Origin of the sequence: Legionella jordanis, from assembly GCF_900637635.1 — a bacterium.
GTDB lineage: Bacteria > Pseudomonadota > Gammaproteobacteria > Legionellales > Legionellaceae > Tatlockia > Tatlockia jordanis.
The window spans coordinates 267,501-291,678 of sequence record NZ_LR134383.1; the positions used below are offsets into that span (position 1 = coordinate 267,501).

Below are 24,178 nucleotides of genomic sequence, written 5' to 3' on the forward strand. Positions count from 1 at the left end.
TTATGGTTAAGTGGGAAACGATGTGGGAAGGCCCAGACAGCCAGGAGGTTGGCTTAGAAGCAGCCATCCTTTAAAGAAAGCGTAATAGCTCACTGGTCGAGTCGGCCTGCGCGGAAGATGTAACGGGGCTAAAACCATACACCGAAGCTGCGGATGTGCACTTAGTGCACGTGGTAGGGGAGCGTTCTGTAGGCTGATGAAGGTGCATTGAGAAGTGTGCTGGAGGTATCAGAAGTGCGAATGCTGACATGAGTAACGATAAAGAGGGTGAAAAACCCTCTCGCCGGAAGTCCCAGGTTTCCTGCACGACGTTAATCGGAGCAGGGTGAGTCGGCCCCTAAGGCGAGGCTGAAGAGCGTAGTCGATGGGAACCAGGTTAATATTCCTGGACTTTTTATAAGTGGTGAAGTGGGGACGAAGAAGGCTAGGTGAGCCGGGCGTTGGTTATCCCGGTACTGGCATGTAGGCGGAGAGACTTGGCAAATCCGGTTTCTCATTAACGCTGAGGTGCCGAGTGGTCCTGACCCTTCGGGGTGCAGGGAAGTCATTGATGCCAAGCTTCCAGGAAAAGCTGCTAGCCATAACTTATAGAGAACCGTACCGCAAACCGACACAGGTGGACAAGTAGAGAATACTAAGGCGCTTGAGAGAACTCGGGTGAAGGAACTAGGCAAAATGGTACCGTAACTTCGGGAGAAGGTACGCCCTTGCTGGTTAGTTTCCATGCGAAATGAAGCTGGTGAGGGCCGCAGAGACCAGGTGGCTGCGACTGTTTATTAAAAACACAGCACTCTGCCAATTCGAAAGAAGACGTATAGGGTGTGACGCCTGCCCGGTGCCGGAAGGTTAATTGATGGGGTTATCTTCGGAGAAGCTCTTGATCGAAGCCCCGGTAAACGGCGGCCGTAACTATAACGGTCCTAAGGTAGCGAAATTCCTTGTCGGGTAAGTTCCGACCTGCACGAATGGCGTAACGATGGCCACGCTGTCTCCACCCGAGACTCAGTGAAATTGAAATCGCTGTGAAGATGCAGTGTACCCGCGGCTAGACGGAAAGACCCCGTGAACCTTTACTACAGCTTTGCACTGGACTTTGATGATGACTGTGTAGGATAGGTGGGAGGCTATGAAGTGCGGACGCCAGTTCGCATGGAGCCGACCTTGAAATACCACCCTGTCATTATTGAGGTTCTAACTTGGACCAGTAATCCTGGTTGAGGACAGTGTATGGTGGGTAGTTTGACTGGGGCGGTCTCCTCCCAAAGAGTAACGGAGGAGCACAAAGGTACCCTCGGTACGGTCGGACATCGTACCAAGAGTGTAAAGGCAAAAGGGTGCTTGACTGCGAGAGTGACGGCTCGAGCAGGTACGAAAGTAGGTCTTAGTGATCCGGTGGTTCTGTATGGAAGGGCCATCGCTCAACGGATAAAAGGTACTCCGGGGATAACAGGCTGATACCGCCCAAGAGTTCATATCGACGGCGGTGTTTGGCACCTCGATGTCGGCTCATCACATCCTGGGGCTGAAGCAGGTCCCAAGGGTATGGCTGTTCGCCATTTAAAGTGGTACGCGAGCTGGGTTTAGAACGTCGTGAGACAGTTCGGTCCCTATCTGCCGTGGGCGTAGGAAAATTGAGAGGAGCTGCTCCTAGTACGAGAGGACCGGAGTGGACGAACCTCTGGTGTACCGGTTGTGACGCCAGTTGCATTGCCGGGTAGCTAAGTTCGGACGGGATAACCGCTGAAAGCATCTAAGCGGGAAGCCTCCCTCAAGATGAGTTTTCCCATGAAGCCCGTTGAAGACTACGACGTTGATAGGCGAGGTGTGGAAGCGCAGTAATGTGTGAAGCTAACTCGTACTAATTGGCTGATTGTCTTGACCATATAACCTGAATGGCTTTTATGTGGCAAGTCAAAGACAAGGCTTGGCAAGCTTGTGTTGCCCTAATATTTATCTTTACCAGCCTGATGAATGAATATCCCCTAACATGGGTATTTGCTCAGCAGGACAACGTTTTTCCTGGCGACCATAGCGGTTTGGAACCACCTGACTCCATCTCGAACTCAGAAGTGAAACAGACCAGCGCCGATGATAGTGTGAGGCTTCCTCATGTGAAAGTAGGTCATCGCCAGGGCTTTATTTTGAGTAATTATCCGCCATTGCGGATGTTGTGCTTTAGCATTAGCTGAATGCACTCGGTGAAAGAGTAATGCTGGCGTAGCTCAGTAGGTAGAGCAACTGACTTGTAATCAGTAGGTCCCGGGTTCGATTCCTGGTGCCAGCACCATCTAGATCTAGTCCTCAAACGGGCTAAAGCTATTGACTTTAGTCATACCATGACAGAAAATGGCGTACTTTTGAGGAGGGGTTCCCGAGCGGTCAAAGGGATCAGACTGTAAATCTGACGGCTCTGCCTTCGAAGGTTCGAATCCTTCCCCCTCCACCAGTATTACGAAGACGAGGTAAATGACAAGCGGGTGTAGTTCAATGGTAGAACTTCAGCCTTCCAAGCTGATAGCGTGGGTTCGATTCCCATCACCCGCTCCATGTTTTTATAACAGCCTGTAAATAGTGCAGACTGTAGTTAAAGCCCACATAGCTCAGGTGGTAGAGCACTTCCTTGGTAAGGAAGAGGTCGTTGGTTCGAGTCCAGTTGTGGGCACCATACAGTTATCAACTTTTGAATGGGGAGATCTTTCGATGGCGAAGGAAAAATTTGAGCGTAAGAAGCCACACGTAAACGTGGGAACGATTGGTCACGTAGACCATGGTAAGACCACGCTGACAGCGGCTATTACAACGATTATGGCAAAGAAGTTTGGCGGAACAGCAAAAGCATACGATCAAATTGATGCTGCACCGGAAGAGCGTGAGCGCGGGATTACGATATCGACAGCGCACGTTGAGTACGAATCAGCCAATCGTCACTACGCTCATGTGGATTGCCCAGGCCACGCGGACTATGTAAAGAACATGATTACAGGTGCTGCGCAGATGGATGGAGCAATATTGGTGGTATCAGCAGCAGATGGCCCCATGCCACAGACGAGAGAACACATTCTTTTGTCACGCCAGGTAGGTGTACCTTACATTGTTGTATTCATGAACAAAGCGGACATGGTAGATGATCCGGAGTTGTTGGAATTGGTAGAGATGGAAGTTCGGGATTTGCTGAGCAGCTATGAATTTCCTGGTGATGATATTCCAATTGTTGTTGGTTCTGCGTTGAAGGCATTGGAAGGAGATACGAGTGAGATTGGTGTTCCGGCTATTGAGAAGCTGGTTGAGACCATGGACTCATACATTCCTGAGCCAGTAAGAAACATTGACAAGCCATTTTTATTGCCAATTGAAGACGTATTTTCGATTTCAGGACGTGGAACGGTAGTAACAGGACGGGTTGAGAGCGGAATCGTCAAAGTTGGTGAGGAAGTTGAGATTGTAGGGATACGAGATACACAAAAGACAACTTGCACAGGCGTCGAGATGTTTAGAAAACTTCTGGACGAAGGTCGAGCTGGAGACAACGTAGGTGTTTTATTACGTGGAACGAAGCGTGATGAAGTGGAGCGTGGTCAAGTATTGGCAAAACCAGGTACAATTAAGCCGCACACGAAATTTGAGGCTGAAGTATACGTATTGTCAAAAGATGAAGGTGGTCGACATACACCATTTTTCAATGGTTACCGTCCCCAATTTTATTTCAGAACGACTGACGTGACCGGGTCATGCGAATTGCCAAGTGGAGTAGAGATGGTAATGCCAGGAGACAACGTCCAAATGACTGTCAGCTTGCATTCACCCATTGCTATGGACGAAGGTTTACGTTTCGCGATTCGTGAAGGTGGCCGCACAGTTGGTGCCGGTGTAGTCGCAAAAATCATTGAGTAATAATGATTCTATGGTGCGAAGTGATCTTCGCACCAAATTTTAGTGTTAGGCCAGTAGCTCAATTGGCAGAGCGGCGGTCTCCAAAACCGCAGGTTGGGGGTTCGATTCCCTCCTGGCCTGCCAACACATTAGATAATATGAATACTTCAAGTGATTCCAAAATGAAATTAAAAGAAATTGCATTGTGGTTTGGCATTTTGCTAATCACAATTTTGGCATTTTTTGGGACTTACTATTTTGATTTCTCAGCACCGATAAAAGCTATTATCTGGATTTCTTGGTTTATCTTGGCAGCTGTATTAGGATTTTTTACATCCAAAGGTAAAGAGGTCTTTGCATTTGCAAAAAGTGCTAAAATAGAATTGCAAAAAGTTGTCTGGCCTTCAAGGCAAGAAACTGTTCAGACCACGTCAATTGTTATGGCTATGGTTGCCATAACTGGTTTTGTTCTTTGGGGAATAGACTCCGCAATGATGTGGGTAATCGCTAAATTAACACATTTGGGTTGAAAATACGGTGGAAGATCAAAAAATTAAACAATGGTTCGTTGTTCATGTCGCTTCAGGATATGAAAACTTTGTGATGCGTGAAATTAAATCTCGCGCTGAACATCGTCACCTGGCAGATAAAATAGGCGAAGTAGTTGTCCCATCCGAAGAAGTTGTTGAAATGCGAGCTGGACAAAAAAGAAGAAGCACAAGAAAATTCTTCCCTGGCTATGTTTTGGTCAACATGATTATGGATGATGAAACATGGCATATGATTCGTGCGATTCCGCATGTTCTTGGTTTCATTGGCGGAACAAGTCAAACTCCAACACCGATTACTGATAAAGAAGCAAGAGCGATCTTGCAACGAGTTGAAGAGGGCGTAACTAAGCCTAAACCTAAAATTCTTTTCGAACCAGGCGAAGTGGTTCGCGTTAAAGAAGGACCATTTGTTGATTTCAATGGAGTTGTTGAGGAAGTTAACTATGAAAAGAATCGTCTTAGAGTGGCGGTTCTTATCTTTGGTCGCTCAACACCTGTTGAGTTAGAGTTCAGTCAGGTTGAGAAAACCTAACTGATTTTTGTAACCGGGAAGCTCTAGTAATGCATCTGCTTACAGATGTATGAACCAGCGTTATCACCCTAGAGGAGTAATAATGGCTAAGAAAGTTGAAGCATATGTAAAATTGCAGATTCCAGCCGGCAAGGCGAATCCAAGTCCCCCAGTAGGGCCCGCCCTTGGTCAGCGCGGTGTTAATATTATGGAATTCTGTAAAGCGTTTAACGCTGCGACTCAAAATATTGAACCAGGCTTGGTAACACCAGTTATCATTACGGTTTACTCTGATCGCAGTTTTACTTTTATAACAAAAACTCCACCAGCATCCACTTTGTTGAAGAAAGAAGCTGGTATTCAAAGTGGCAGCGGTACCCCAAATACCAAGAAAGTTGCTAAACTAAAACGTTCTCAACTGGAAAACATCGCTAAAATTAAACAGCCTGACTTAACTGCAGCAAGTTTAGACGCGGCCGTGCGTAGTATTGCCGGAACCGCGAGAAGCATGGGTATTGAAGTTGAAGGTTTGGAATAAGGGGTAGGCAATGGCTATTAGTAAAAAACAACGGAAAATCCGCGAAACGGTGAAACCGAATCAGTTGTATAATGCAGCTGAAGCTATATCAATTTTAAAAGATTTTGCCAGTAAAAAATTTGACGAAAGTGTCGATATTAGCGTGAACCTGGGTGTAGACCCACGCAAAAGCGACCAGGTTGTACGCTCTTCAACCAATCTGCCGAAAGGAACTGGCAAAAAGGTACGTGTGGCAGTGTTTGCACAAGGTGAGAATGCTACCAAAGCTAAGAATGCTGGTGCAGACATTGTTGGTTTTGAAGACTTGGCCGAAAAAATTAAAGCTGGTGAGATGGATTTTGATGTGGTTATAGCAACACCAGATGCTATGAGAATTGTAGGCCAATTGGGACAAATATTAGGCCCACGTGGATTAATGCCTAACCCTAAAGTAGGTACAGTTACTCCAAACGTAGAAGCCGCTGTTAATGATGCCAAAGCAGGTCAGGTTCGATATAGAACGGACAAAAATGGTATTATTCACTGCACAGTAGGAAAACTGACGTTTTCTGCAGATGATCTAATTGAAAACATTGCTGCTTTAATTGCCGATTTGAGAAAGGCAAAACCAAGTTCAGCAAAAGGTATATACTTTAAGAAGATTTCGCTGTCTTCTACCATGGGTCCTGGCTTACCTATTGATATCGCCTCAATACCTGTGTAATATATATCGCCTTTTAAAACGCTTTCACGGCAAAGACATGGTTCGTTGCCGTCGAAGACCGCAGGTGCTCATGCTTAATACCCTGCGTAGACGGTGAACCGGCTCCGGGAATTCTCTGAGACGGCCACCATAACTCGCAAATTGTTTAGATTTGCGCAACTTAGGAGGTCAGTAACGTGACATTAACTTTAGCTGCAAAAAAAGCCGTTGTAGAAGAAGTAGCTGCAGTTGCTTCTAAGGCTGTTTCGGCAGTCGTTGCTGATTATCGTGGTTTATCTGTTAACGATATGACCCAACTGCGAAGCGAAGCACGCAAAGCAGGTGTTTATTTTCGAGTTGTTAAAAACACATTGACTCGAAGAGCATTCGAAGACACTGAATTTGCATGTTTGAGCGACCGATTAGTTGGTCCTTTATTCATTGCCCTGTCGCTTAATGCACCTAGCGATGCAGCAAGAATGTTGAAGGAGTTTGTCAAAACATTCGATAAGCTTGAAATCAAGGCTTTGGCCGTAAGTGGTAAGGTTTATGAACCTAATCAACTTGATGCTGTTGCAAGCCTGCCAACTCGTGATGAGGCTCTGGCCAAACTGATGTTTGTGATGAAAGCCCCAATCGAGAAATTCGTTCGCACTCTTGCAGAACCTCATGCCAAATTGGTCAGAACGGTTGCTGCAATCAAAGATGCAAAAGAGAATTAAGCCACATAATCTTTATAATTTTTAACCTAGGAGCTAGTAATGGCCGTATCAAAAAACGAGATTCTTGAAACAATCTCTAACATGACTGTAATGGAAGTCGTCGAACTTATCGAAGCGATGGAAGAAAAATTCAACGTTTCTGCTGCTGCTGCTGCAGTTGCAGTTGCTGCTCCAGCCGCTGCAGGTGCTGCTGCCGCTGAAGAAAAAACTGAATTCAACGTTGTAATGAGCAGCTTTGGTTCAAACAAAGTTGGCGTCATCAAAGCAATTCGTGAAATCACTGGACTTGGTCTAAAAGAAGCGAAAGACTTAGTTGAAGGCGCTCCTTCAACAGTTAAAGAAGGCGTTTCAAAAGACGAAGCAGCAGAAATCAAGAAGAAGCTTGAAGAAGCTGGCGCGACTGTCGAAGTTAAGTAATATCGTTGTAGAAAAGTTCACAAACCCAGCCATGGTTTCATGGCTGGGTTTGCGTGTTTGAAAATATCCAATAATTTTACAGAGGAACCACCATGGCAATTGCAGAAACTAAACCTCAATATTCGCATGCTGAGAAAAAACGATTTCGCAAAAGCTTTGGTAGGCAGGCAGATAAAATGGAAATCCCAAATCTGCTTGAGATCCAGCTCAAATCGTATCGAGATTTTTTAGAAACTGATTCCAAAGGCAATGGGCAACAAAAAACAGGCTTGAATGCCGCATTCTCATCCGTATTTCCCATTGAAAGTTTTTCCGGTAATGCCAGACTTGAATACGTCAGTTATAAGCTGGGCGAGCCAGCATTTAATGTTAAAGAGTGTAAACTTCGCGGCCTGACCTATTCTGCTCCGCTTCGTGTGAAAATTCGGTTGGTTGTTCTTGATAAAGATGCTACTGGTGAGCCAAAACCAATTAAAGACATTCGTGAACAAGACGTGTTCATGGGAGAGATTCCCTTAATGACGGATGTCGGCACTTTTGTTGTGAATGGTACCGAGCGTGTTGTTGTTTCACAGCTTCACCGTTCTCCGGGTGTGATTTTCGAACACGATCGAGGAAAAACCCATTCTTCTGGTAAGTTGCTGTACTCAGCTCGAATTATTCCTTACCGTGGTTCATGGCTTGATTTTGAATTTGATCCAAAAGATTGCGTTTTCGTCCGAATTGATAGACGACGAAAATTGCCTGTCACTATTTTATTGCGTGCGCTGGGTTATGAAACAGAAGACATTCTTGCCCAGTTCTTTGAAAGAACTACTTGCCAATTAAGAAATGGCGAATTCCATATCAATTTAATTCCGGCCAGATTGCGTGGCGAAATTGCGTCATTTGATATTGTCTCTCCCGAAACCGGTGAACTCATTGTTGAACAGGGTCGCCGCATCACTGCTCGCCATATCAAAATGATGGAAAAGAGCAATATGCAAGATTTAGTCGTTCCAACTGATTATTTGATTGGTAAGGTACTGGCTAAAAATATCATCAACACGGAGACCGGTGAAGTTTTAGCTCAAGCTAATGACGAAGTTAGCGCTGAACTGTTGGACCAACTGCCTGAAAATGGCATTCTCAGTTTTGACATGATCTACACCAATGATTTAGATCATGGTTCCTATATCTCTGACACTTTAAGAATTGATCCAACCGCCAGCCAATTGGAAGCTTTGGTCGAAATCTATCGTATGATGCGACCAGGTGAACCACCAACCAAGGAAGCAGCAGAGGCCTTATTTAAAAATTTATTTTTTGCTGAGGATCGATACGACCTGTCTGCCGTTGGACGCATGAAATTTAACCGTCGTGTCGGAAGAAAAGAAGACACAGGTCCTGGAACTCTGACCAAAGAAGACATTTTAGCTGTTATAAAAACGCTGATTGATATCCGCAACGGTATTGGTATGGTTGACGACATCGATCACCTGGGTAACCGCCGTGTAAGAAGCGTAGGTGAAATGGCTGAAAACCAATTCCGCGTGGGTTTAGTCCGTGTGGAAAGAGCGGTCAAAGAACGCTTAAGTCTTGTTGAATCTGAAAATCTTATGCCACAAGATTTAATTAATGCAAAACCCGTTTCAGCGGCAATCAAAGAGTTCTTTGGTTCAAGTCAGCTTTCCCAATTTATGGATCAGGTTAATCCACTATCTGGAGTAACCCATAAACGCCGTGTATCAGCTCTTGGTCCAGGCGGATTAACGCGTGAACGTGCTGGATTTGAAGTTCGTGACGTTCATACCACTCACTATGGTCGTGTTTGTCCAATTGAAACACCCGAAGGTCCAAACATTGGCTTGATCAATTCACTCTCTGTTTACGCAAGGACTAATGAGTATGGTTTTATTGAAACCCCTTGCCGTAAAGTCATTGATGGTCGGGTAACGGATGACATTGAATACTTGTCAGCCATTGAAGAAGTTGATCAATACATTGCTCAATCCAATGTACCTGTTGATAAAATGGGCAACATTCTGGCAGATTTAGTACCCTGCCGTCATCAAAATGAGTTTTCACTGACCACGCCTGATAAAATCAACTATATGGATGTTTCTCCTAAACAGATCGTGTCAGTTGCGGCTTCATTAATCCCCTTCCTGGAACATGATGACGCGAACCGCGCCTTGATGGGTTCAAACATGCAGCGCCAAGCTGTGCCAACCCTTCGCTCAGAAAAGCCTTTGGTAGGTACAGGGATGGAGCGAACTGTTGCTTCAGACTCTGGAGTTTCTGTAGTGGCCAGACGAGGTGGAATCATTGATTTGGTTGATGCTTCACGGATCGTTGTTCGCGTGAATGATGATGAAACCACTGCTGGTGAGGCAGGCGTTGATATTTACAACTTAACTAAATATTTTCGCTCAAACCAGGACACTTGCATTAACCAACGGCCAATTGTTAAAACCGGTGATCGAATTCAACGCGGTGATATTTTGGCCGATGGTCCCTGCACAGATATGGGTGAGCTTGCTCTCGGCCAAAATTTGCTGGTGGCATTCATGCCCTGGAACGGCTATAACTTCGAGGACTCTATTCTGATTTCTGAACGAATCGTTCAAGAGGACAGATTCACAACCATTCATATTGAAGAGCTCACTTGTATAGCCCGAGACACCAAGCTGGGAACTGAAGAAATTACTGCGGACATTCCTAATGTGGGTGAATCCGCCCTGGCGAATTTGGATGAGTCTGGAGTGGTGTACATTGGTGCTGAGGTAAGCGCTGGAGATATTTTAGTCGGTAAGGTTACTCCTAAAGGAGAAACGCAACTTACTCCAGAAGAAAAATTACTCCGAGCCATCTTCGGTGAAAAAGCTTCTGATGTGAAGGACTCATCACTTCGTGTTCCCTCAGGCATGAATGGGACTGTGATTGATGTTCAAATTTTCACTCGTGATGGTCTTGAGAAGGATGAGCGTGCCAAGAGCATTGAAGAAGAGCATTTGGCTCGAGTTCGTAAAGACTTAATTGACGAGCGTCGAATCCGTGAAGAAGATATTTTCCATCGTGTTAGCAATTTATTGCTGGACAAAACCGTGACTGGTGGACCAGGTGGCATTAAACCCGGTGCAAAAATCACTTCGGATTATCTCAATACAATTGATCGTACTAAGTGGTTTGATATCCGCGTCGATGATGATGCTATTAGCCAGCAATTGGAACAGCTTTCCAAGCAAATGGATCTGCTCGGCAAAGAAATGGAAAAACGATTTAACGACAGCCGTAAAAAGATTGTCCAAGGCGATGATCTGGCTCCCGGCGTGTTGAAAATTGTTAAAGTGTATCTCGCTGTCAAGAGACGTATCCAGCCAGGAGATAAAATGGCAGGACGTCACGGTAACAAAGGGGTTATTTCCATTGTTGTTCCTGTTGAAGATATGCCTTATATGGAAGACGGTACTGCAGTAGATATCGTTCTCAACCCGCTGGGTGTGCCTTCACGTATGAATATTGGACAGGTATTAGAGACTCATCTGGGCTTGGCCGCAAAAGGACTTGGACAAAGAATCGCTGATATGATTGAAAATCAACGCTCAATTGCCGAAATGCGAGCCTATCTTGATAAGATTTACAATCATGATGAGCAAAAGCGAATTCATCTCGAAGCCTTATCTGACGATGAAATTAAAGTTCTGGCTGATAACTTAAAAGATGGCGTGCCAATGGCCACACCAGTCTTCGACGGTGCCAACGAACAAGAAATTAAAGCCATGCTGGAATTGGCTGGATTGCGACCAGATGGTAAAACAATTCTCTTTGATGGCAGGACAGGTAAGCCATTTGATAATCCTGTGACTGTCGGCTATATGTATATGCTTAAGCTCAATCATTTAGTAGATGATAAGATGCATGCTCGTTCAACGGGTTCTTACAGCCTGGTAACCCAACAACCTCTAGGCGGTAAGGCACAGTTCGGTGGACAGCGATTCGGGGAGATGGAAGTTTGGGCCCTGGAAGCTTATGGTGCTGCTTATACATTACAAGAGATGTTAACAGTTAAATCAGATGATGTCGGGGGACGCACAAAAATCTATAAAAATATAGTTGATGGCGACCATCGTATGGATCCTGGTATGCCTGAATCTTTCAATGTGTTATTGAAGGAAATTAGGGCTTTGGGCATCGATATTGAACTCGAACATGACTAATTCGTTCAACGATAATTTCTGACAACTAATTTTTGGAGACATAGACTTGGCTAATCTAGAACCAATGAAAAAACCACCGGTGATGAGTGATTTGCTTGGTATTCTCAAACAGCAAGGCCAAAGTGAAGAGTTTGATGCTATTAAAATTGCTCTTGCTTCACCTGATTTAATTCGCTCATGGTCCTATGGCGAGGTTAAGAAGCCTGAGACGATTAATTATCGTACATTTAAACCCGAGCGTGATGGATTGTTCTGCGCTAAAACATTTGGTCCCATCAAAGACTACGAATGTTTATGCGGTAAATATAAGCGTCTTAAGCATCGTGGTGTCATATGTGAGAAGTGCGGTGTTGAACTGGCGCTGGCAAAAGTACGTCGTGAGCGTATGGGCCATATTGAGTTAGCCAGCCCGGTTGCTCATATATGGTTCCTTAAGTCATTGCCTTCTCGTATTGGTTTGCTGCTTGATATGACGCTGCGTGACATTGAACGCGTTTTATATTTTGAAGCATTTGTAGTCGTCGATCCTGGAATGACTGAACTCGAACGCGGCCAATTGTTAAATGACGAAGCTTATCTTGACGCCATGGAGCAGTATGGTGATGAATTTGATGCCCGCATGGGTGCAGAAGCCATTCGCGATCTGCTTCGGCAAATTGACTTGGAAGAAGAAATCCGCACATTACGCGAGGAACTTCCAACGACTAATTCAGAGACCAAGATCAAGAAAATCACTAAACGATTGAAATTGCTTGAAGCGTTTCAAGAGTCTGGCAATAAGCCAGAGTGGATGATTATGGATGTCTTGCCCGTCCTACCGCCTGACTTACGTCCATTGGTACCTTTGGATGGCGGACGTTTCGCAACATCGGATTTGAATGATTTGTACCGCCGTGTCATTAACCGAAATAATCGCCTCAAAAGACTGCTTGATCTAAATGCGCCTGATATTATCGTGCGTAATGAAAAACGCATGCTGCAAGAGTCAGTAGACGCATTGCTGGATAACGGCCGCCGTGGTCGTGCGATTACAGGAACCAACAAGCGTCCATTGAAATCTCTGGCTGACATGATTAAAGGTAAGCAGGGTCGGTTCCGTCAAAATCTTCTTGGTAAACGCGTGGATTATTCAGGGCGTTCAGTAATCGTAGTTGGTCCAACTTTAAGATTGCATCAATGCGGATTGCCGAAGAAAATGGCTCTTGAGCTGTTTAAACCGTTTATCTTTAGCAAGCTGGAATTTAGAGGCTTGGCAACGACCATTAAAGCTGCCAAGAAAATGGTGGAGCGCGAAGACCCAGTCGTTTGGGATATTTTGGATGATGTCATTCGTGAACATCCAATCTTATTAAACCGAGCCCCAACATTGCACAGACTGGGTATTCAAGCATTCGAACCCGTCTTGATTGAAGGTAAAGCCATACAACTTCATCCATTGGTTTGTACAGCATATAACGCTGACTTCGATGGTGACCAAATGGCAGTACACGTACCCCTTACCCTTGAGGCCCAGCTGGAAGCGCGTTCATTGATGATGTCAACGAACAATATTCTTTCTCCTGCAAGCGGTGAGCCGATTATTGTTCCCAGTCAGGACGTTGTTTTAGGACTTTATTATCTCACTCGCGAAAGAATCAATGCTCCAGGTGAGGGCAAAATATTTGCCAGCCCTCAAGAGGCGCAAAATTTCTATGAAGCGGGCTATGTTGATATTCATGCCAAGGTAAAAATACGGATGCCGCGTGAAGATGCTGAAGGCTATCACTTGGTTGATACCACCGTCGGTCGCGCGATTCTTTCAGACATTTTACCTAAGGGCATGTCATTCACCTTAATTAACAGGCCAATGACGAAAAAAGCCATTTCTAAAGTGGTTGACACTTGCTATCGAAAATTTGGCTTGAAGGAAACGGTTATTTTTGCAGACCAATTGATGTACACCGGCTTTAAATTTGCTACGCGCGCCGGTGCTTCCATTGGGATTGAAGATATGGAAATTCCTGATGATAAAGCCGCCATTATTGAGCAAGCTGACAATGAGGTTCGTGAGATTGAAGCTCAATATCGTTCAGGTTTGGTAACCAATGGCGAGCGCTACAATAAAGTCATCGATATTTGGTCACGTACCAATGAAATGGTTGCTAAATCAATGATGGCCAAAATTGCTACGGAAGAAGTGGCTACCCGCGATGGTAAAACAGTAAGACAAGAGTCATTTAACCCTATCTTTATGATGGCAGACTCAGGAGCGCGGGGCTCTGCAGCGCAGATTAGACAGCTTGCTGGAATGCGTGGATTGATGGCAGCCCCAGACGGCTCAATTATTGAAACACCAATTACTGCGAACTTTAGAGAAGGATTGAATGTATTCCAATACTTCATTTCCACTCACGGTGCTCGTAAAGGTCTTGCTGATACCGCGTTAAAAACGGCAAACTCAGGTTACTTGACCCGCCGCTTGGTGGATGTTGCCCAAGACGTTGTCATTACCGAAGACGATTGCGGCACAGAACATGGTATCCTGATGCAACCTCTCATTGAGGGCGGTGACATCGTTGAACCGTTACACGAACGGGTACTGGGACGAGTTGTGGCAACGGATGTATACATTCCAAATCAACAAGAACCAATTGTTACAGCAGGTACTTTACTCGATGAAGATTGGGTGGAAAAACTTGAGAGATTTGGTGTGGACCAAGTCCATGTCCGTTCTCCAATTACCTGTGAAACCCGATTTGGACTTTGTGCCAAATGCTATGGTCGTGATCTGGCCCGCGGGCATTTGGTGAATACGGGTGAAGCCGTCGGTATTATCGCAGCGCAATCCATCGGGGAACCAGGAACTCAGCTAACCATGCGTACCTTCCATATCGGAGGTGCAGCATCTAGAGCAACTGCAGCAAATAACATTCAGATTAAGAATAAAGGTATTATTCGTCTGCATAACATCAAGACTGTGTCGCAAGAGGGCGGCAACTTAGTGGCCGTATCTCGTTCAGGAGAAGTGTCTGTCGTTGATGATTTTGGCCGTGAGCGTGAACGCTATAAGCTGCCATATGGAGCCGTCTTATCTGTACATGACAATACGTCCGCCGAAGCAGGCCAAATAATTGCCACCTGGGATCCGCATACTCACCCAGTTATTTCTGAAGTAAGTGGTAGGTTGAAATTCGTCGATTTGATTGAAGGCATGACGATGAACCGCCAAACGGATGAATTAACAGGTTTGAGCAACATCGTAGTTACCGATGCTAAGCAACGCACTTCTGCCGGTCGTGATTTGCGTCCGATGGTGAAATTGGTTTCCGATGACGGTGATGATATTTATCTTGCCGGTACAAATGTCCCTGCACAGTATTATTTGCCGGTTGATGCCATTATTAATTTTGAAGATGGCAGTGCGGTAGGTGTTGGGGATGTTATTGCACGTATTCCTCAAGAACGTTCTAAAACACGTGATATTACCGGGGGTCTACCTCGGGTAGCTGACCTGTTTGAAGCAAGAAAACCCAAAGATGCAGCCGTTATGGCCGAGATCTCTGGTTTAGTCAACTTCGGTAAAGAGACTAAAGGTAAGAGACGGTTGATTATCACTGCATCCGAGTATGAATCTCATGAGGAACTGATACCAAAATGGCGTCATATCTCTGTATTTGAGGGTGAGCATGTTGAACGTGGGGAAGTAATTGCTGATGGTCCATTGAATCCGCATGACATTCTACGCTTGCTGGGTGTTGGAGCCTTGGCCAATTACATTGTAAATGAAGTTCAAGACGTTTATCGTTTACAAGGGGTTAAAATCAACGATAAGCACATTGAAGTCATAGTGAGACAAATGTTGCGTAAGCGTATCATTACCTCAGCTGGCGATTCCAAATTCTTGGTTGGTGAGCAAATTGAAGAAAGCGTAATGTTGCAAGAAAATGATAAGCTTAGCGCTGAAGGCAAACAAGTTGCTCAAGGTACGCCCATACTTCTTGGTATCACCAAGGCATCATTGGCGACGGAATCCTTCATTTCTGCTGCTTCATTCCAGGAAACTACTCGTGTTCTGACGGAGGCGGCTGTAAGTGGAAAAGTCGATGATTTACGTGGGTTAAAAGAAAACGTGATGGTGGGACGCTTAATTCCAGCTGGAACAGGCTACGCTTACCATCAAGGTCGTAAGGCAAAACGCGCTAGAGCTGCAAGTACTGAGCATAGCACGCATACGGTGACTGCTAGTGATGTGGAGCATGCATTAAGTGAAGCGCTTAATGCAGATCACCACGATCATTAATGAGATCTATGTTTACGGCGGGTCTAAACTTGACAAACCCGCCGTACCTATATAGAATCCGGCCTCCTTATGCATTCGAAATATAGACAAGTGAAAGTTCGGAGTTAAGAATAAATGGCTACTATTAACCAGTTAGTAAGAAAGCCTCGTGTGGATGCTAAAAAGAAAAGTAACGTCCCCGCATTGGAATCATGCCCACAACGCCGTGGTGTTTGCACCCGTGTATATACCACTACACCTAAAAAGCCTAACTCAGCTATGCGTAAGGTTGCTCGTGTTCGTTTGACTAATGGTTTCGAGGTTACATCTTATATCGGCGGTGAAGGACATAATTTGCAGGAGCACTCTGTAGTGCTGATTCGTGGCGGCCGGGTAAAAGACTTGCCTGGGGTGCGTTATCACACCGTTCGCGGTAGCTTGGATACCTCCGGAGTTAACGATCGTAAACAAGGTCGTTCTAAGTACGGTACAAAGAAACCAAAAGATAAGAAATAATCTGATTGTAGGAACTAGATATGCCAAGAAGAAGAGAAGTCCCCAAACGCGAGATTTTGCCCGATCCAAAGCATCATAGTGAATTGCTTGCCAAGTTTATTAATGTGCTCATGATCAGTGGTAAGAAGTCTATCGCCGAAAAAGTTATTTACGGTGCTTTGGAACTGATGAATGAGCGCGTGAAAAAGAGTCGTAAAGCTGATGAAGAAGGTGAAGAAGGCAGCACTGGCAGAAGCAGTGAAACTGTTCTTCGTTATTTTGAGCAAGCTCTTGATAATGTAAGACCCAGTGTTGAAGTACGCTCACGTCGTGTAGGCGGAGCAACCTATCAAGTCCCTGTTGAAGTTCGTACCGACAGAAGCATTGCATTGGGAATGCGTTGGATTGTTCAAGCTGCCCGCTCTCGCGGAGAGAAAGGCATGATGTTGCGTCTGGCCGGAGAATTGATGGACGCTTATGAGAATAAAGGTTCTGCTGTTAAGAAGCGTGAAGATACTCATAAAATGGCAAAAGCGAACCAGGCATTTGCACATTTTAGATGGAATTAAAGTGAGGTAAGTCGTGTCTACTCCATTAGAACTATACAGAAACATTGGTATTGCCGCTCACGTTGATGCTGGAAAGACCACCACTACTGAGCGCGTTCTGTTTTATACAGGCATGTCGCACAAGATGGGTGAAGTGCATGACGGTGCTGCAACTATGGACTGGATGGTTCAGGAGCAGGAGCGCGGCATTACCATTACTTCAGCAGCAACAACCTGCTACTGGTCAGGTATGGATAAGAACTACCAGCGCCATCGTATTAATATCATTGATACCCCTGGTCACGTTGATTTTATGATCGAAGTGGAGCGGTCATTGCGTGTTCTCGACGGGGCTATTGTGGTATTTGATTCTGTTTCTGGCGTAGAGCCTCAATCAGAAACAGTATGGCGTCAGTCTGATAAATATGGTGTCCCACGCATCGTATTTGTTAACAAGATGGATAGAATGGGTGCAAACTTCTTAAGAGTTGTTGAGCAAATTAAGCAACGCTTAGGCTCCAATCCGGTTGTTGTGCAATTACCCATTGGTGCAGAAGATTCCTTTCTTGGAGTGATCGATTTAATTAAAATGAAAGCCATTCACTGGGACGAAGAATCCAAGGGAATGAGTTTTGAGTACAAAGACATTCCTTCGGAATTGCTTGCTCAATGCAAAGAATATCGTGCCAAAATCATTGAAGCCGCTGCTGAAGCTACTGAAGTGCTAATGGAAAAATACCTCGAAGGTGAGGAACTTACCGAAGAGGAAATTAAAACAGCACTGCGTCAAAGAACCATTAATAATGAAATTGTTCCTGTATTCTGTGGTTCAGCCTTTAAAAATAAAGGCGTACAGGCTGTTCTTGATGGGGTAATTGAATATTTACCTTCTCCTGTAGATATTCCAGATGTCCGTGGTGTGGATGAAGATGGTAATGAAATTCATCGTAAAACATCTTATGATGAACCCTTTGCTGCTTTGGCTTTCAAGATTGCAACGGACCCCTTTGTTGGGACATTAACCTATTTCAGAGTGTATTCTGGTGTGCTGAAAAGTGGTGACACCGTGTACAACCCTGTTAAAGGCAAAAAAGAGAGAATTGGCCGCCTGTTGCAAATGCATGCTAATTCTCGTGAAGAAATTAAAGAAGTAAAAGCAGGTGACATAGCTGCAGCTGTGGGACTTAAAACAGTGACCACCGGCGATACTCTTTGTGATGTGAATCATGTAGTCACTCTTGAGCGCATGGATTTTCCCGATCCGGTTATTGCCGTTGCTGTTGAGCCCAAAACTAAAGCTGACCAGGAAAAAATGTCGATAGCTTTAGGAAAGCTAGCACAGGAAGACCCTTCATTTCGCGTTCATACTGATGAAGAGTCTGGACAAACAATTATTCAAGGTATGGGGGAACTGCACCTTGAAATTATTGTTGATCGCATGAAGCGTGAATTTAATGTGGAAGCGAACGTTGGTAAACCACAAGTTGCCTATCGTGAAACCATTAAAAGTGCCGTTGAACAAGAAGGTAAATTTGTTCGTCAATCTGGTGGTCGTGGTCAATATGGTCACGTATGGCTAAAAATTGAACCTCAGGAACCAGGTGCTGGTTATGAGTTCGTAAATGCTATCGTTGGTGGTGTTATTCCTAAGGAATACATTCCTGCGGTTGATAAAGGTGTACAAGAGCAACTCCAAAATGGCGTAATCGCTGGTTATCCTGTAGTGGATGTTAAAGTTACCCTGTTTGATGGGTCTTTCCACGAAGTTGACTCAAGCGAAATGGCATTTAAGATTGCTGGTTCACAGTGCTTTAAGCAAGGTGCGTTGAAAGCGAAGCCTGTTTTACTTGAGCCGATAATGCAAGTTGAAGTAGTTACCCCTGAAGATTACATGGGTGATGTAATGGGTGACCTCAATCGTAGAAGAGGTATGGTTCAAGGCATGGAAGATTCTCCCGCTGGTAAAATCGTACGAGCGGAAGTTCCTCTTGCTGAAATGTTTGGTTACGCTACGGATCTTCGTTCTGCAACTCAAGGTCGTGCAACATACTCTATGGAATTTTCGCGATATGCAGAAGCACCAACAAACATTGCTGAAGCAATCATTAAGAAACAATAAAAGTTAACGAGGTATTTGAAATGGCGAAGGAAAAATTTGAGCGTAAGAAGCCACACGTAAACGTGGGAACGATTGGTCACGTAGACCATGGTAAGACCACGCTGACAGCGGCTATTACAACGATTATGGCAAAGAAGTTTGGCGGAACAGCAAAAGCATACGATCAAATTGATGCTGCACCGGAAGAGCGTGAGCGCGGGATTACGATATCGACAGCGCACGTTGAGTACGAATCAGCCAATCGTCACTACGCTCATGTGGATTGCCCAGGCCACGCGGACTATGTAAAGAACATGATTACAGGTGCTGCGCAGATGGATGGAGCAATATTGGTGGTATCAGCAGCAGATGGCCCCATGCCACAGACGAGAGAACACATTCTTTTGTCACGCCAGGTAGGTGTACCTTACATTGTTGTATTCATGAACAAAGCGGACATGGTAGATGATCCGGAGTTGTTGGAATTGGTAGAGATGGAAGTTCGGGATTTGCTGAGCAGCTATGAATTTCCTGGTGATGATATTCCAATTGTTGTTGGTTCTGCGTTGAAGGCATTGGAAGGAGATACGAGTGAGATTGGTGTTCCGGCTATTGAGAAGCTGGTTGAGACCATGGACTCATACATTCCTGAGCCAGTAAGAAACATTGACAAGCCATTTTTATTGCCAATTGAAGACGTATTTTCGATTTCAGGACGTGGAACGGTAGTAACAGGACGGGTTGAGAGCGGAATCGTCAAAGTTGGTGAGGAAGTTGAGATTGTAGGGATACGAGATACACAAAAGACAACTTGCACAGGCGTCGAGATGTTTAGAAAACTTCTGGACGAAGGTCGAGCTGGAGACAACGTAGGTGTTTTATTACGTGGAACGAAGCGTGATGAAGTGGAGCGTGGTCAAGTATTGGCAAAACCAGGTACAATTAAGCCGCACACGAAATTTGAGGCTGAAGTATACGTATTGTCAAAAGATGAAGGTGGTCGACATACACCATTTTTCAATGGTTACCGTCCCCAATTTTATTTCAGAACGACTGACGTGACCGGGTCATGCGAATTGCCAAGTGGAGTAGAGATGGTAATGCCAGGAGACAACGTCCAAATGACTGTCAGCTTGCATTCACCCATTGCTATGGACGAAGGTTTACGTTTCGCGATTCGTGAAGGTGGCCGCACAGTTGGTGCCGGTGTAGTCGCAAAAATCATTGAGTGATAATAATGAGCAACAATCAAAATATTAAAATACGTCTTAAATCGTTCGACCATCGGCTAATTGATTCTTCAATTCGTGAGATTGTTGAAACCGCAAAACGTACAGGCGCACAATTGCGTGGACCTATACCTTTGCCCATTAAGAAAGAAAAATTTACGGTGTTGATTTCGCCACACGTCAATAAAGATGCGCGTGATCAATATGAAATTCGAACTCACAAGCGTTTGGTTGTTATTGTGCACCCAACTGAGAAAACTGTGGATGCGCTAATGAAACTTGATCTGGCTGCTGGGGTCGACGTGCAGATTAGCCTGGATGATGAATAAGCCATCAGGGCAAAGGTTATTAACGAGGTGTTAGAATGACGATTGGGTTATTAGGCCGTAAAATCGGTATGACACGTGTGTTTACAGATGCTGGTATTTCAATACCAGTCTCTGTTGTAGAGATTCTTCCTAACCGCGTGTCACAAATTAAGACCATGGAAAACGATGGTTACACAGCAATTCAGTTAACTGGTGGGATGAAAAAAGCCAGCAATGTATCCAAACCTTTAGCAGGTCACTTTGCTAAGGCTGAGATTGATGCCGGTGATATGATTTGTGAATTCCGTGTAGACGCAATCGATGAATTTACAGCGGGTCAAACCATCTCTGTCCAAGATGTTTTTAGTGATGGTCAGTTTGTTGACGTAGCTGCTAAATCCAAAGGTAAGGGCTTTGCTGGTACAGTTAAACGCCATAACTTTGGTATGCAAGATGCCACTCACGGTAACTCACGTTCTCACCGTGTTCCTGGTTCTATCGGGCAGAACCAAACACCTGGCCGTGTTTTTAAAGGTAAAAAAATGGCCGGCCACTTGGGTAATGTACGCTGCACTACTCAAACTTTAGAGTTGGTTCGTGTAGATTCAGAACGAAATTTATTATTGATTAAAGGCGCTATTCCTGGCTGCCCTGGTGCAAGAGTCGAAGTTCGGCCCGCTGTTAAGAAGAAAGGTGGCAAATGATGGAAATTCAAACTAAAGACACAAATGCCAAATTAGACGTTAACGAAGAGATATTTGGCTATCGTTATAATGAAGGTCTTATTCACCAAGCGGTAGTAACCTTCATGAATAACGCTCGCAGTGGCAATAGTGCACAAAAGACTCGTTCTGAAGTTCGTGGCGGTGGGAAAAAGCCTTGGCGTCAGAAAGGAACCGGTCGGGCTCGCGCTGGAACCATTCGTAGCCCACTTTGGCGCTCTGGTGGGGTTACCTTTGCCTCTAAAAAAAGAGATTACAGCCAAAAAATTAATAAAAAAATGTACAAACGCGCATTGCGTAGTATAATTTCCGAGCTTCATCGTACGGGAAGTCTTGTTGTAGTGAGTGATTTTCATTGCGAATCTCATCGCACAAAGGATTTTCTCAAAAAGATGGGTGAACTCGAGTTACAAAATGCCTTAATCGTAATGCATGAAGTTGGCGAGTATGAATACCTCGCTTCTCGTAACCTTATCGAGTTTGATATTTGTGACGTAGCAGCATTAGATCCAGTAAGTCTGTTGCGTTTTGAGAAAGTGTTAATGACTGAAAGTGCCATTAAGATTTTAGAGGAGCAGTTACAATGAATGCTGAATATATTTTAACAGTTCTGCGTGCACCGCATACCTCTGAAAAAGCGACTGTAATGGCAGATAAGTACAAACAATTTACTTTTAAAGTACTAAAGACTGCTACTAAGCAAGAAATTAAACAAGCTGTAGAGCAGCTTTTTAATGTCAAAGTAAAATCTGTGTCAGTAATGAATGTGAAAGGTAAAAGAAAACGCTTTAAGCAAATAGCCGGTAAAAGAAGCGACTGGAAAAAAGCGTTTGTCTCTTTGCAAGAAAATTATGACATTGACTTTACCGTGACTGAATAAGGCGGATTAAGATGGCATTATTAAAATCTAAACCTACATCACCAGGAAAACGTGGTGAAATTCGAGTTGTCCATCACAATATTCATAAAGGACAGCCTTATGCTGGCCTGGTTGAAAAATTAAATAAAACGGGTGGACGTAATAACCAAGGCCGCATCACCGTACGCCACATTGGTGGAGGTGTTCGCTCTAAATACCGTTTAATCGATTTTAAACGAGATAAGGATGGTATTGAGGCGCGAGTTGAAAGACTTGAATATGATCCAAACCGTTCAGCTTTAATTGCATTAGTAGTTTACAAAGATGGTGAACGACGCTACATTATCGCACCTTCCGGACTAGAAGCAGGTGACCGCATTGTTAGTGGTGAAGATTCTCCCATTAGCACTGGAAATTGCTTGCCGTTAAGAAATATTCCAGTAGGTACTACAATTCACTGTGTTGAGCTCAAGCCGGGTCGTGGTGCTCAAATGCTTAGAAGCGCAGGTTGCAGTGGTCAAATTGTTGCTAAAGAAGGTTCTTATGCAACTTTAAAATTGCGCTCAGGTGAAATGCGTAAGGTCTTAAGTTCTTGCAGAGCGGTAATTGGCGAAGTAAGCAATAGCGAACATAGCTTGCGTGCTCTTGGTAAAGCAGGTGCTAAGCGCTGGCGAGGAATTCGACCCACAGTTCGTGGTGTTGCTATGAACCCAGTAGATCACCCACACGGTGGAGGTGAAGGTAGAACTTCTGGTGGTCGCCATCCGGTAACGCCATGGGGTATTCCCACAAAAGGGTATAAGACGCGAAGTAACAAGCGTACTGATCGTTTTATCGTCAGACGACGTAAGAAGAAATAATTAGCTAAGAGGATATCAAGGTGGCACGTTCTATAAGAAAAGGTCCTTTTGTCGATCACCACTTACTAAAAAAAGTTGAAGCGGCGATTGAATCCAAGTCCAAAAAACCAATCAAAACTTGGTCTAGACGCTCTACGATTGTACCAGAGATGATTGATCTCACAATCGCAGTTCACAATGGCAAAGATCATGTACCAGTTTATATTACTGATAATATGGTTGGCCATAAATTAGGTGAGTTTGCCATGACTCGTACATTCAAAGGCCATTCTGGTGACAGAAAAGCCAAAGGTAAGTAAGAGGCAAAAGATGCAAGTAACAGCAAAACTAAAAAATGCACCACTTTCTGCGCAGAAAGGCAGGTTGATCGCTGACATGATTCGCAAAAAAGACGTTTCAGATGCTATTGATATCCTGAAGTTCACACCCAAGAAAGGTGCTCAGCTCATGCTTAAATTATTAGAATCTGCTATTGCCAGTGCAGAGAATAATAATGCTGCAGATATCGACGAGTTGAAAGTTGGTATGGTTTGCGTTGATGAGGCTGCTACTTTAAAGCGTATTAGCCCTCGTGCAAAAGGCCGAGCTAATCGCATTTGTAAGCGCAACTGCCACATCACAATCAAAGTATCTGACGAGGAATAGCGATGGGACAGAAAGTAAACCCAATAGGTATAAGATTAGGTATCGTTCAAGATTGGAATTCCAAATGGTACGCCAGTAAGAATTACGCCCAACTTTTAAATCAAGATATCGATCTTCGTAAATACCTGAAGAAAAAGTTAATGGCAGCTGCTGTCAGCAAAATTCGCATTGAGCGTCCTGCCAGTAATGCGGTAGTTACCATTCAAACTGCACGCCCAGGTGTAATTATCGGTAAAAAAGGTGGCGGTATTGAAGCATTGAGAAATGAAATTGCTTCAAAGCTAGGTGTTCCTGTTCATCTGAACATTGAAGAAGTGCGTAAGCCAGAGTTGGATTCAACTTTAGTCGCTGAAGGCATTGCTCAACAGCTTGAGCAACGCGTTATGTTCAGACGGGCTATGAAGCGTGCGGTTACTTCTGCAATGAAGGCTGGTGCAAAAGGCATTAAAATCTGTGTTAGTGGCCGATTGGGCGGTGCCGAGATTGCTCGTAGTGAATGGTATCGCGAAGGACGAGTTCCTCTACATACTTTCCGTGCCGATGTTGACTATGGTACTGCTGAAGCAAAAACCACCTATGGAATTATTGGCGTTAAAGTGTGGATCTTCAAAGGCGAAGTTCTTCCTCAGAAGAATCGCAAAGCTGATAACGCTAAGTAAGTGAGGA

At 44.6% G+C, this 24,178-nt stretch carries 21 protein-coding genes, 5 tRNA genes and 2 rRNA genes (1 of these 28 running past the window's edge); all 28 read left to right on the forward strand.

What is annotated here, in order from left to right; genetic code table 11:
* Window positions 1-1,883, forward strand: a 23S ribosomal RNA gene (locus EL203_RS01155) (it extends 1,015 nt beyond the left edge of the window).
* 135 nt (window positions 1,884-2,018) lie between these two features.
* Window positions 2,019-2,134 (forward strand): 5S ribosomal RNA (gene rrf, locus EL203_RS01160).
* Window positions 2,135-2,211: 77 nt separating this feature from the next.
* A tRNA-Thr gene (locus tag EL203_RS01165) sits at window positions 2,212-2,287 on the forward strand.
* Between the two features lie 74 nt (window positions 2,288-2,361).
* A tRNA-Tyr gene (locus EL203_RS01170) sits at window positions 2,362-2,446 on the forward strand.
* A gap of 27 nt (window positions 2,447-2,473) precedes the next feature.
* Window positions 2,474-2,547, forward strand: a tRNA-Gly gene (locus EL203_RS01175).
* 42 nt (window positions 2,548-2,589) lie between these two features.
* Window positions 2,590-2,665, forward strand: a tRNA-Thr gene (locus tag EL203_RS01180).
* A gap of 35 nt (window positions 2,666-2,700) precedes the next feature.
* Complete coding sequence (tuf, locus tag EL203_RS01185; RefSeq protein ID WP_064108440.1) at window positions 2,701-3,891, forward strand: elongation factor Tu; 1,191 nt, start codon at window positions 2,701-2,703, stop codon at window positions 3,889-3,891.
* Between the two features lie 47 nt (window positions 3,892-3,938).
* Window positions 3,939-4,014, forward strand: a tRNA-Trp gene (locus EL203_RS01190).
* Window positions 4,015-4,052: 38 nt separating this feature from the next.
* Complete coding sequence (gene secE / locus EL203_RS01195; protein ID WP_064108437.1) at window positions 4,053-4,400, forward strand: preprotein translocase subunit SecE; 348 nt, start codon at window positions 4,053-4,055, stop codon at window positions 4,398-4,400.
* A 7-nt stretch (window positions 4,401-4,407) separates the two neighbouring features.
* The gene (gene nusG, locus EL203_RS01200; RefSeq protein WP_058469916.1) at window positions 4,408-4,953 is read left to right on the forward strand and encodes a transcription termination/antitermination protein NusG; all 546 of its coding nucleotides are present in this window, start codon (window positions 4,408-4,410) and stop codon (window positions 4,951-4,953) included.
* 82 nt (window positions 4,954-5,035) lie between these two features.
* Window positions 5,036-5,470, forward strand: a complete 435-nt coding sequence (rplK, locus tag EL203_RS01205; RefSeq protein ID WP_058469917.1) for a 50S ribosomal protein L11 — start codon at window positions 5,036-5,038, stop codon at window positions 5,468-5,470.
* A gap of 10 nt (window positions 5,471-5,480) precedes the next feature.
* Window positions 5,481-6,173 carry a 50S ribosomal protein L1 gene (gene rplA, locus EL203_RS01210; RefSeq protein WP_058469918.1) on the forward strand — a complete coding sequence of 231 codons (693 nt, stop codon included), beginning with the start codon at window positions 5,481-5,483 and terminating at the stop codon, window positions 6,171-6,173.
* A 176-nt stretch (window positions 6,174-6,349) separates the two neighbouring features.
* A complete protein-coding gene (rplJ, locus tag EL203_RS01215; protein WP_058469919.1) occupies window positions 6,350-6,874 on the forward strand; it encodes a 50S ribosomal protein L10 in 525 nt (174 codons plus the stop codon).
* A gap of 39 nt (window positions 6,875-6,913) precedes the next feature.
* Window positions 6,914-7,291, forward strand: a complete 378-nt coding sequence (gene rplL, locus EL203_RS01220; protein WP_058469920.1) for a 50S ribosomal protein L7/L12 — start codon at window positions 6,914-6,916, stop codon at window positions 7,289-7,291.
* 92 nt (window positions 7,292-7,383) lie between these two features.
* Complete coding sequence (gene rpoB, locus EL203_RS01225) at window positions 7,384-11,490, forward strand: DNA-directed RNA polymerase subunit beta (protein WP_058469921.1); 4,107 nt, start codon at window positions 7,384-7,386, stop codon at window positions 11,488-11,490.
* Between the two features lie 82 nt (window positions 11,491-11,572).
* Complete coding sequence (rpoC, locus tag EL203_RS01230) at window positions 11,573-15,769, forward strand: DNA-directed RNA polymerase subunit beta' (RefSeq protein WP_064108438.1); 4,197 nt, start codon at window positions 11,573-11,575, stop codon at window positions 15,767-15,769.
* 114 nt (window positions 15,770-15,883) lie between these two features.
* Complete coding sequence (gene rpsL, locus EL203_RS01235; RefSeq protein WP_045098305.1) at window positions 15,884-16,264, forward strand: 30S ribosomal protein S12; 381 nt, start codon at window positions 15,884-15,886, stop codon at window positions 16,262-16,264.
* A 20-nt stretch (window positions 16,265-16,284) separates the two neighbouring features.
* Entirely contained in the window at window positions 16,285-16,812 is a 528-nt protein-coding gene (gene rpsG / locus EL203_RS01240) for a 30S ribosomal protein S7 (protein WP_058469922.1), read from the forward strand.
* A gap of 13 nt (window positions 16,813-16,825) precedes the next feature.
* Complete coding sequence (gene fusA / locus EL203_RS01245; RefSeq protein WP_058469923.1) at window positions 16,826-18,910, forward strand: elongation factor G; 2,085 nt, start codon at window positions 16,826-16,828, stop codon at window positions 18,908-18,910.
* 20 nt (window positions 18,911-18,930) lie between these two features.
* A complete protein-coding gene (gene tuf, locus EL203_RS01250; RefSeq protein WP_064108440.1) occupies window positions 18,931-20,121 on the forward strand; it encodes an elongation factor Tu in 1,191 nt (396 codons plus the stop codon).
* Between the two features lie 5 nt (window positions 20,122-20,126).
* The gene (rpsJ, locus tag EL203_RS01255) at window positions 20,127-20,447 is read left to right on the forward strand and encodes a 30S ribosomal protein S10 (RefSeq protein ID WP_058471385.1); all 321 of its coding nucleotides are present in this window, start codon (window positions 20,127-20,129) and stop codon (window positions 20,445-20,447) included.
* A gap of 35 nt (window positions 20,448-20,482) precedes the next feature.
* Window positions 20,483-21,130, forward strand: coding sequence for a 50S ribosomal protein L3 (gene rplC, locus EL203_RS01260; protein WP_058471384.1), 648 nt, complete (start codon window positions 20,483-20,485; stop codon window positions 21,128-21,130).
* Entirely contained in the window at window positions 21,130-21,735 is a 606-nt protein-coding gene (gene rplD / locus EL203_RS01265; protein ID WP_058471383.1) for a 50S ribosomal protein L4, read from the forward strand. The genes rplC and rplD overlap by 1 nt, the downstream gene beginning before the upstream one ends.
* On the forward strand, window positions 21,732-22,028 hold the full coding sequence (gene rplW, locus EL203_RS01270) for a 50S ribosomal protein L23 (protein WP_058471382.1): 297 nt from the start codon (window positions 21,732-21,734) through the stop codon (window positions 22,026-22,028). The genes rplD and rplW overlap by 4 nt, the downstream gene beginning before the upstream one ends.
* 11 nt (window positions 22,029-22,039) lie before the next feature.
* Window positions 22,040-22,867, forward strand: a complete 828-nt coding sequence (gene rplB, locus EL203_RS01275; protein WP_058471381.1) for a 50S ribosomal protein L2 — start codon at window positions 22,040-22,042, stop codon at window positions 22,865-22,867.
* Between the two features lie 20 nt (window positions 22,868-22,887).
* Complete coding sequence (gene rpsS, locus EL203_RS01280) at window positions 22,888-23,166, forward strand: 30S ribosomal protein S19 (RefSeq protein WP_058471380.1); 279 nt, start codon at window positions 22,888-22,890, stop codon at window positions 23,164-23,166.
* Between the two features lie 10 nt (window positions 23,167-23,176).
* A complete protein-coding gene (rplV, locus tag EL203_RS01285; RefSeq protein WP_058471379.1) occupies window positions 23,177-23,512 on the forward strand; it encodes a 50S ribosomal protein L22 in 336 nt (111 codons plus the stop codon).
* Between the two features lie 2 nt (window positions 23,513-23,514).
* Complete coding sequence (rpsC, locus tag EL203_RS01290) at window positions 23,515-24,171, forward strand: 30S ribosomal protein S3 (RefSeq protein WP_058471378.1); 657 nt, start codon at window positions 23,515-23,517, stop codon at window positions 24,169-24,171.
* The last annotated feature ends 7 nt before the right edge of the window (window positions 24,172-24,178 follow it).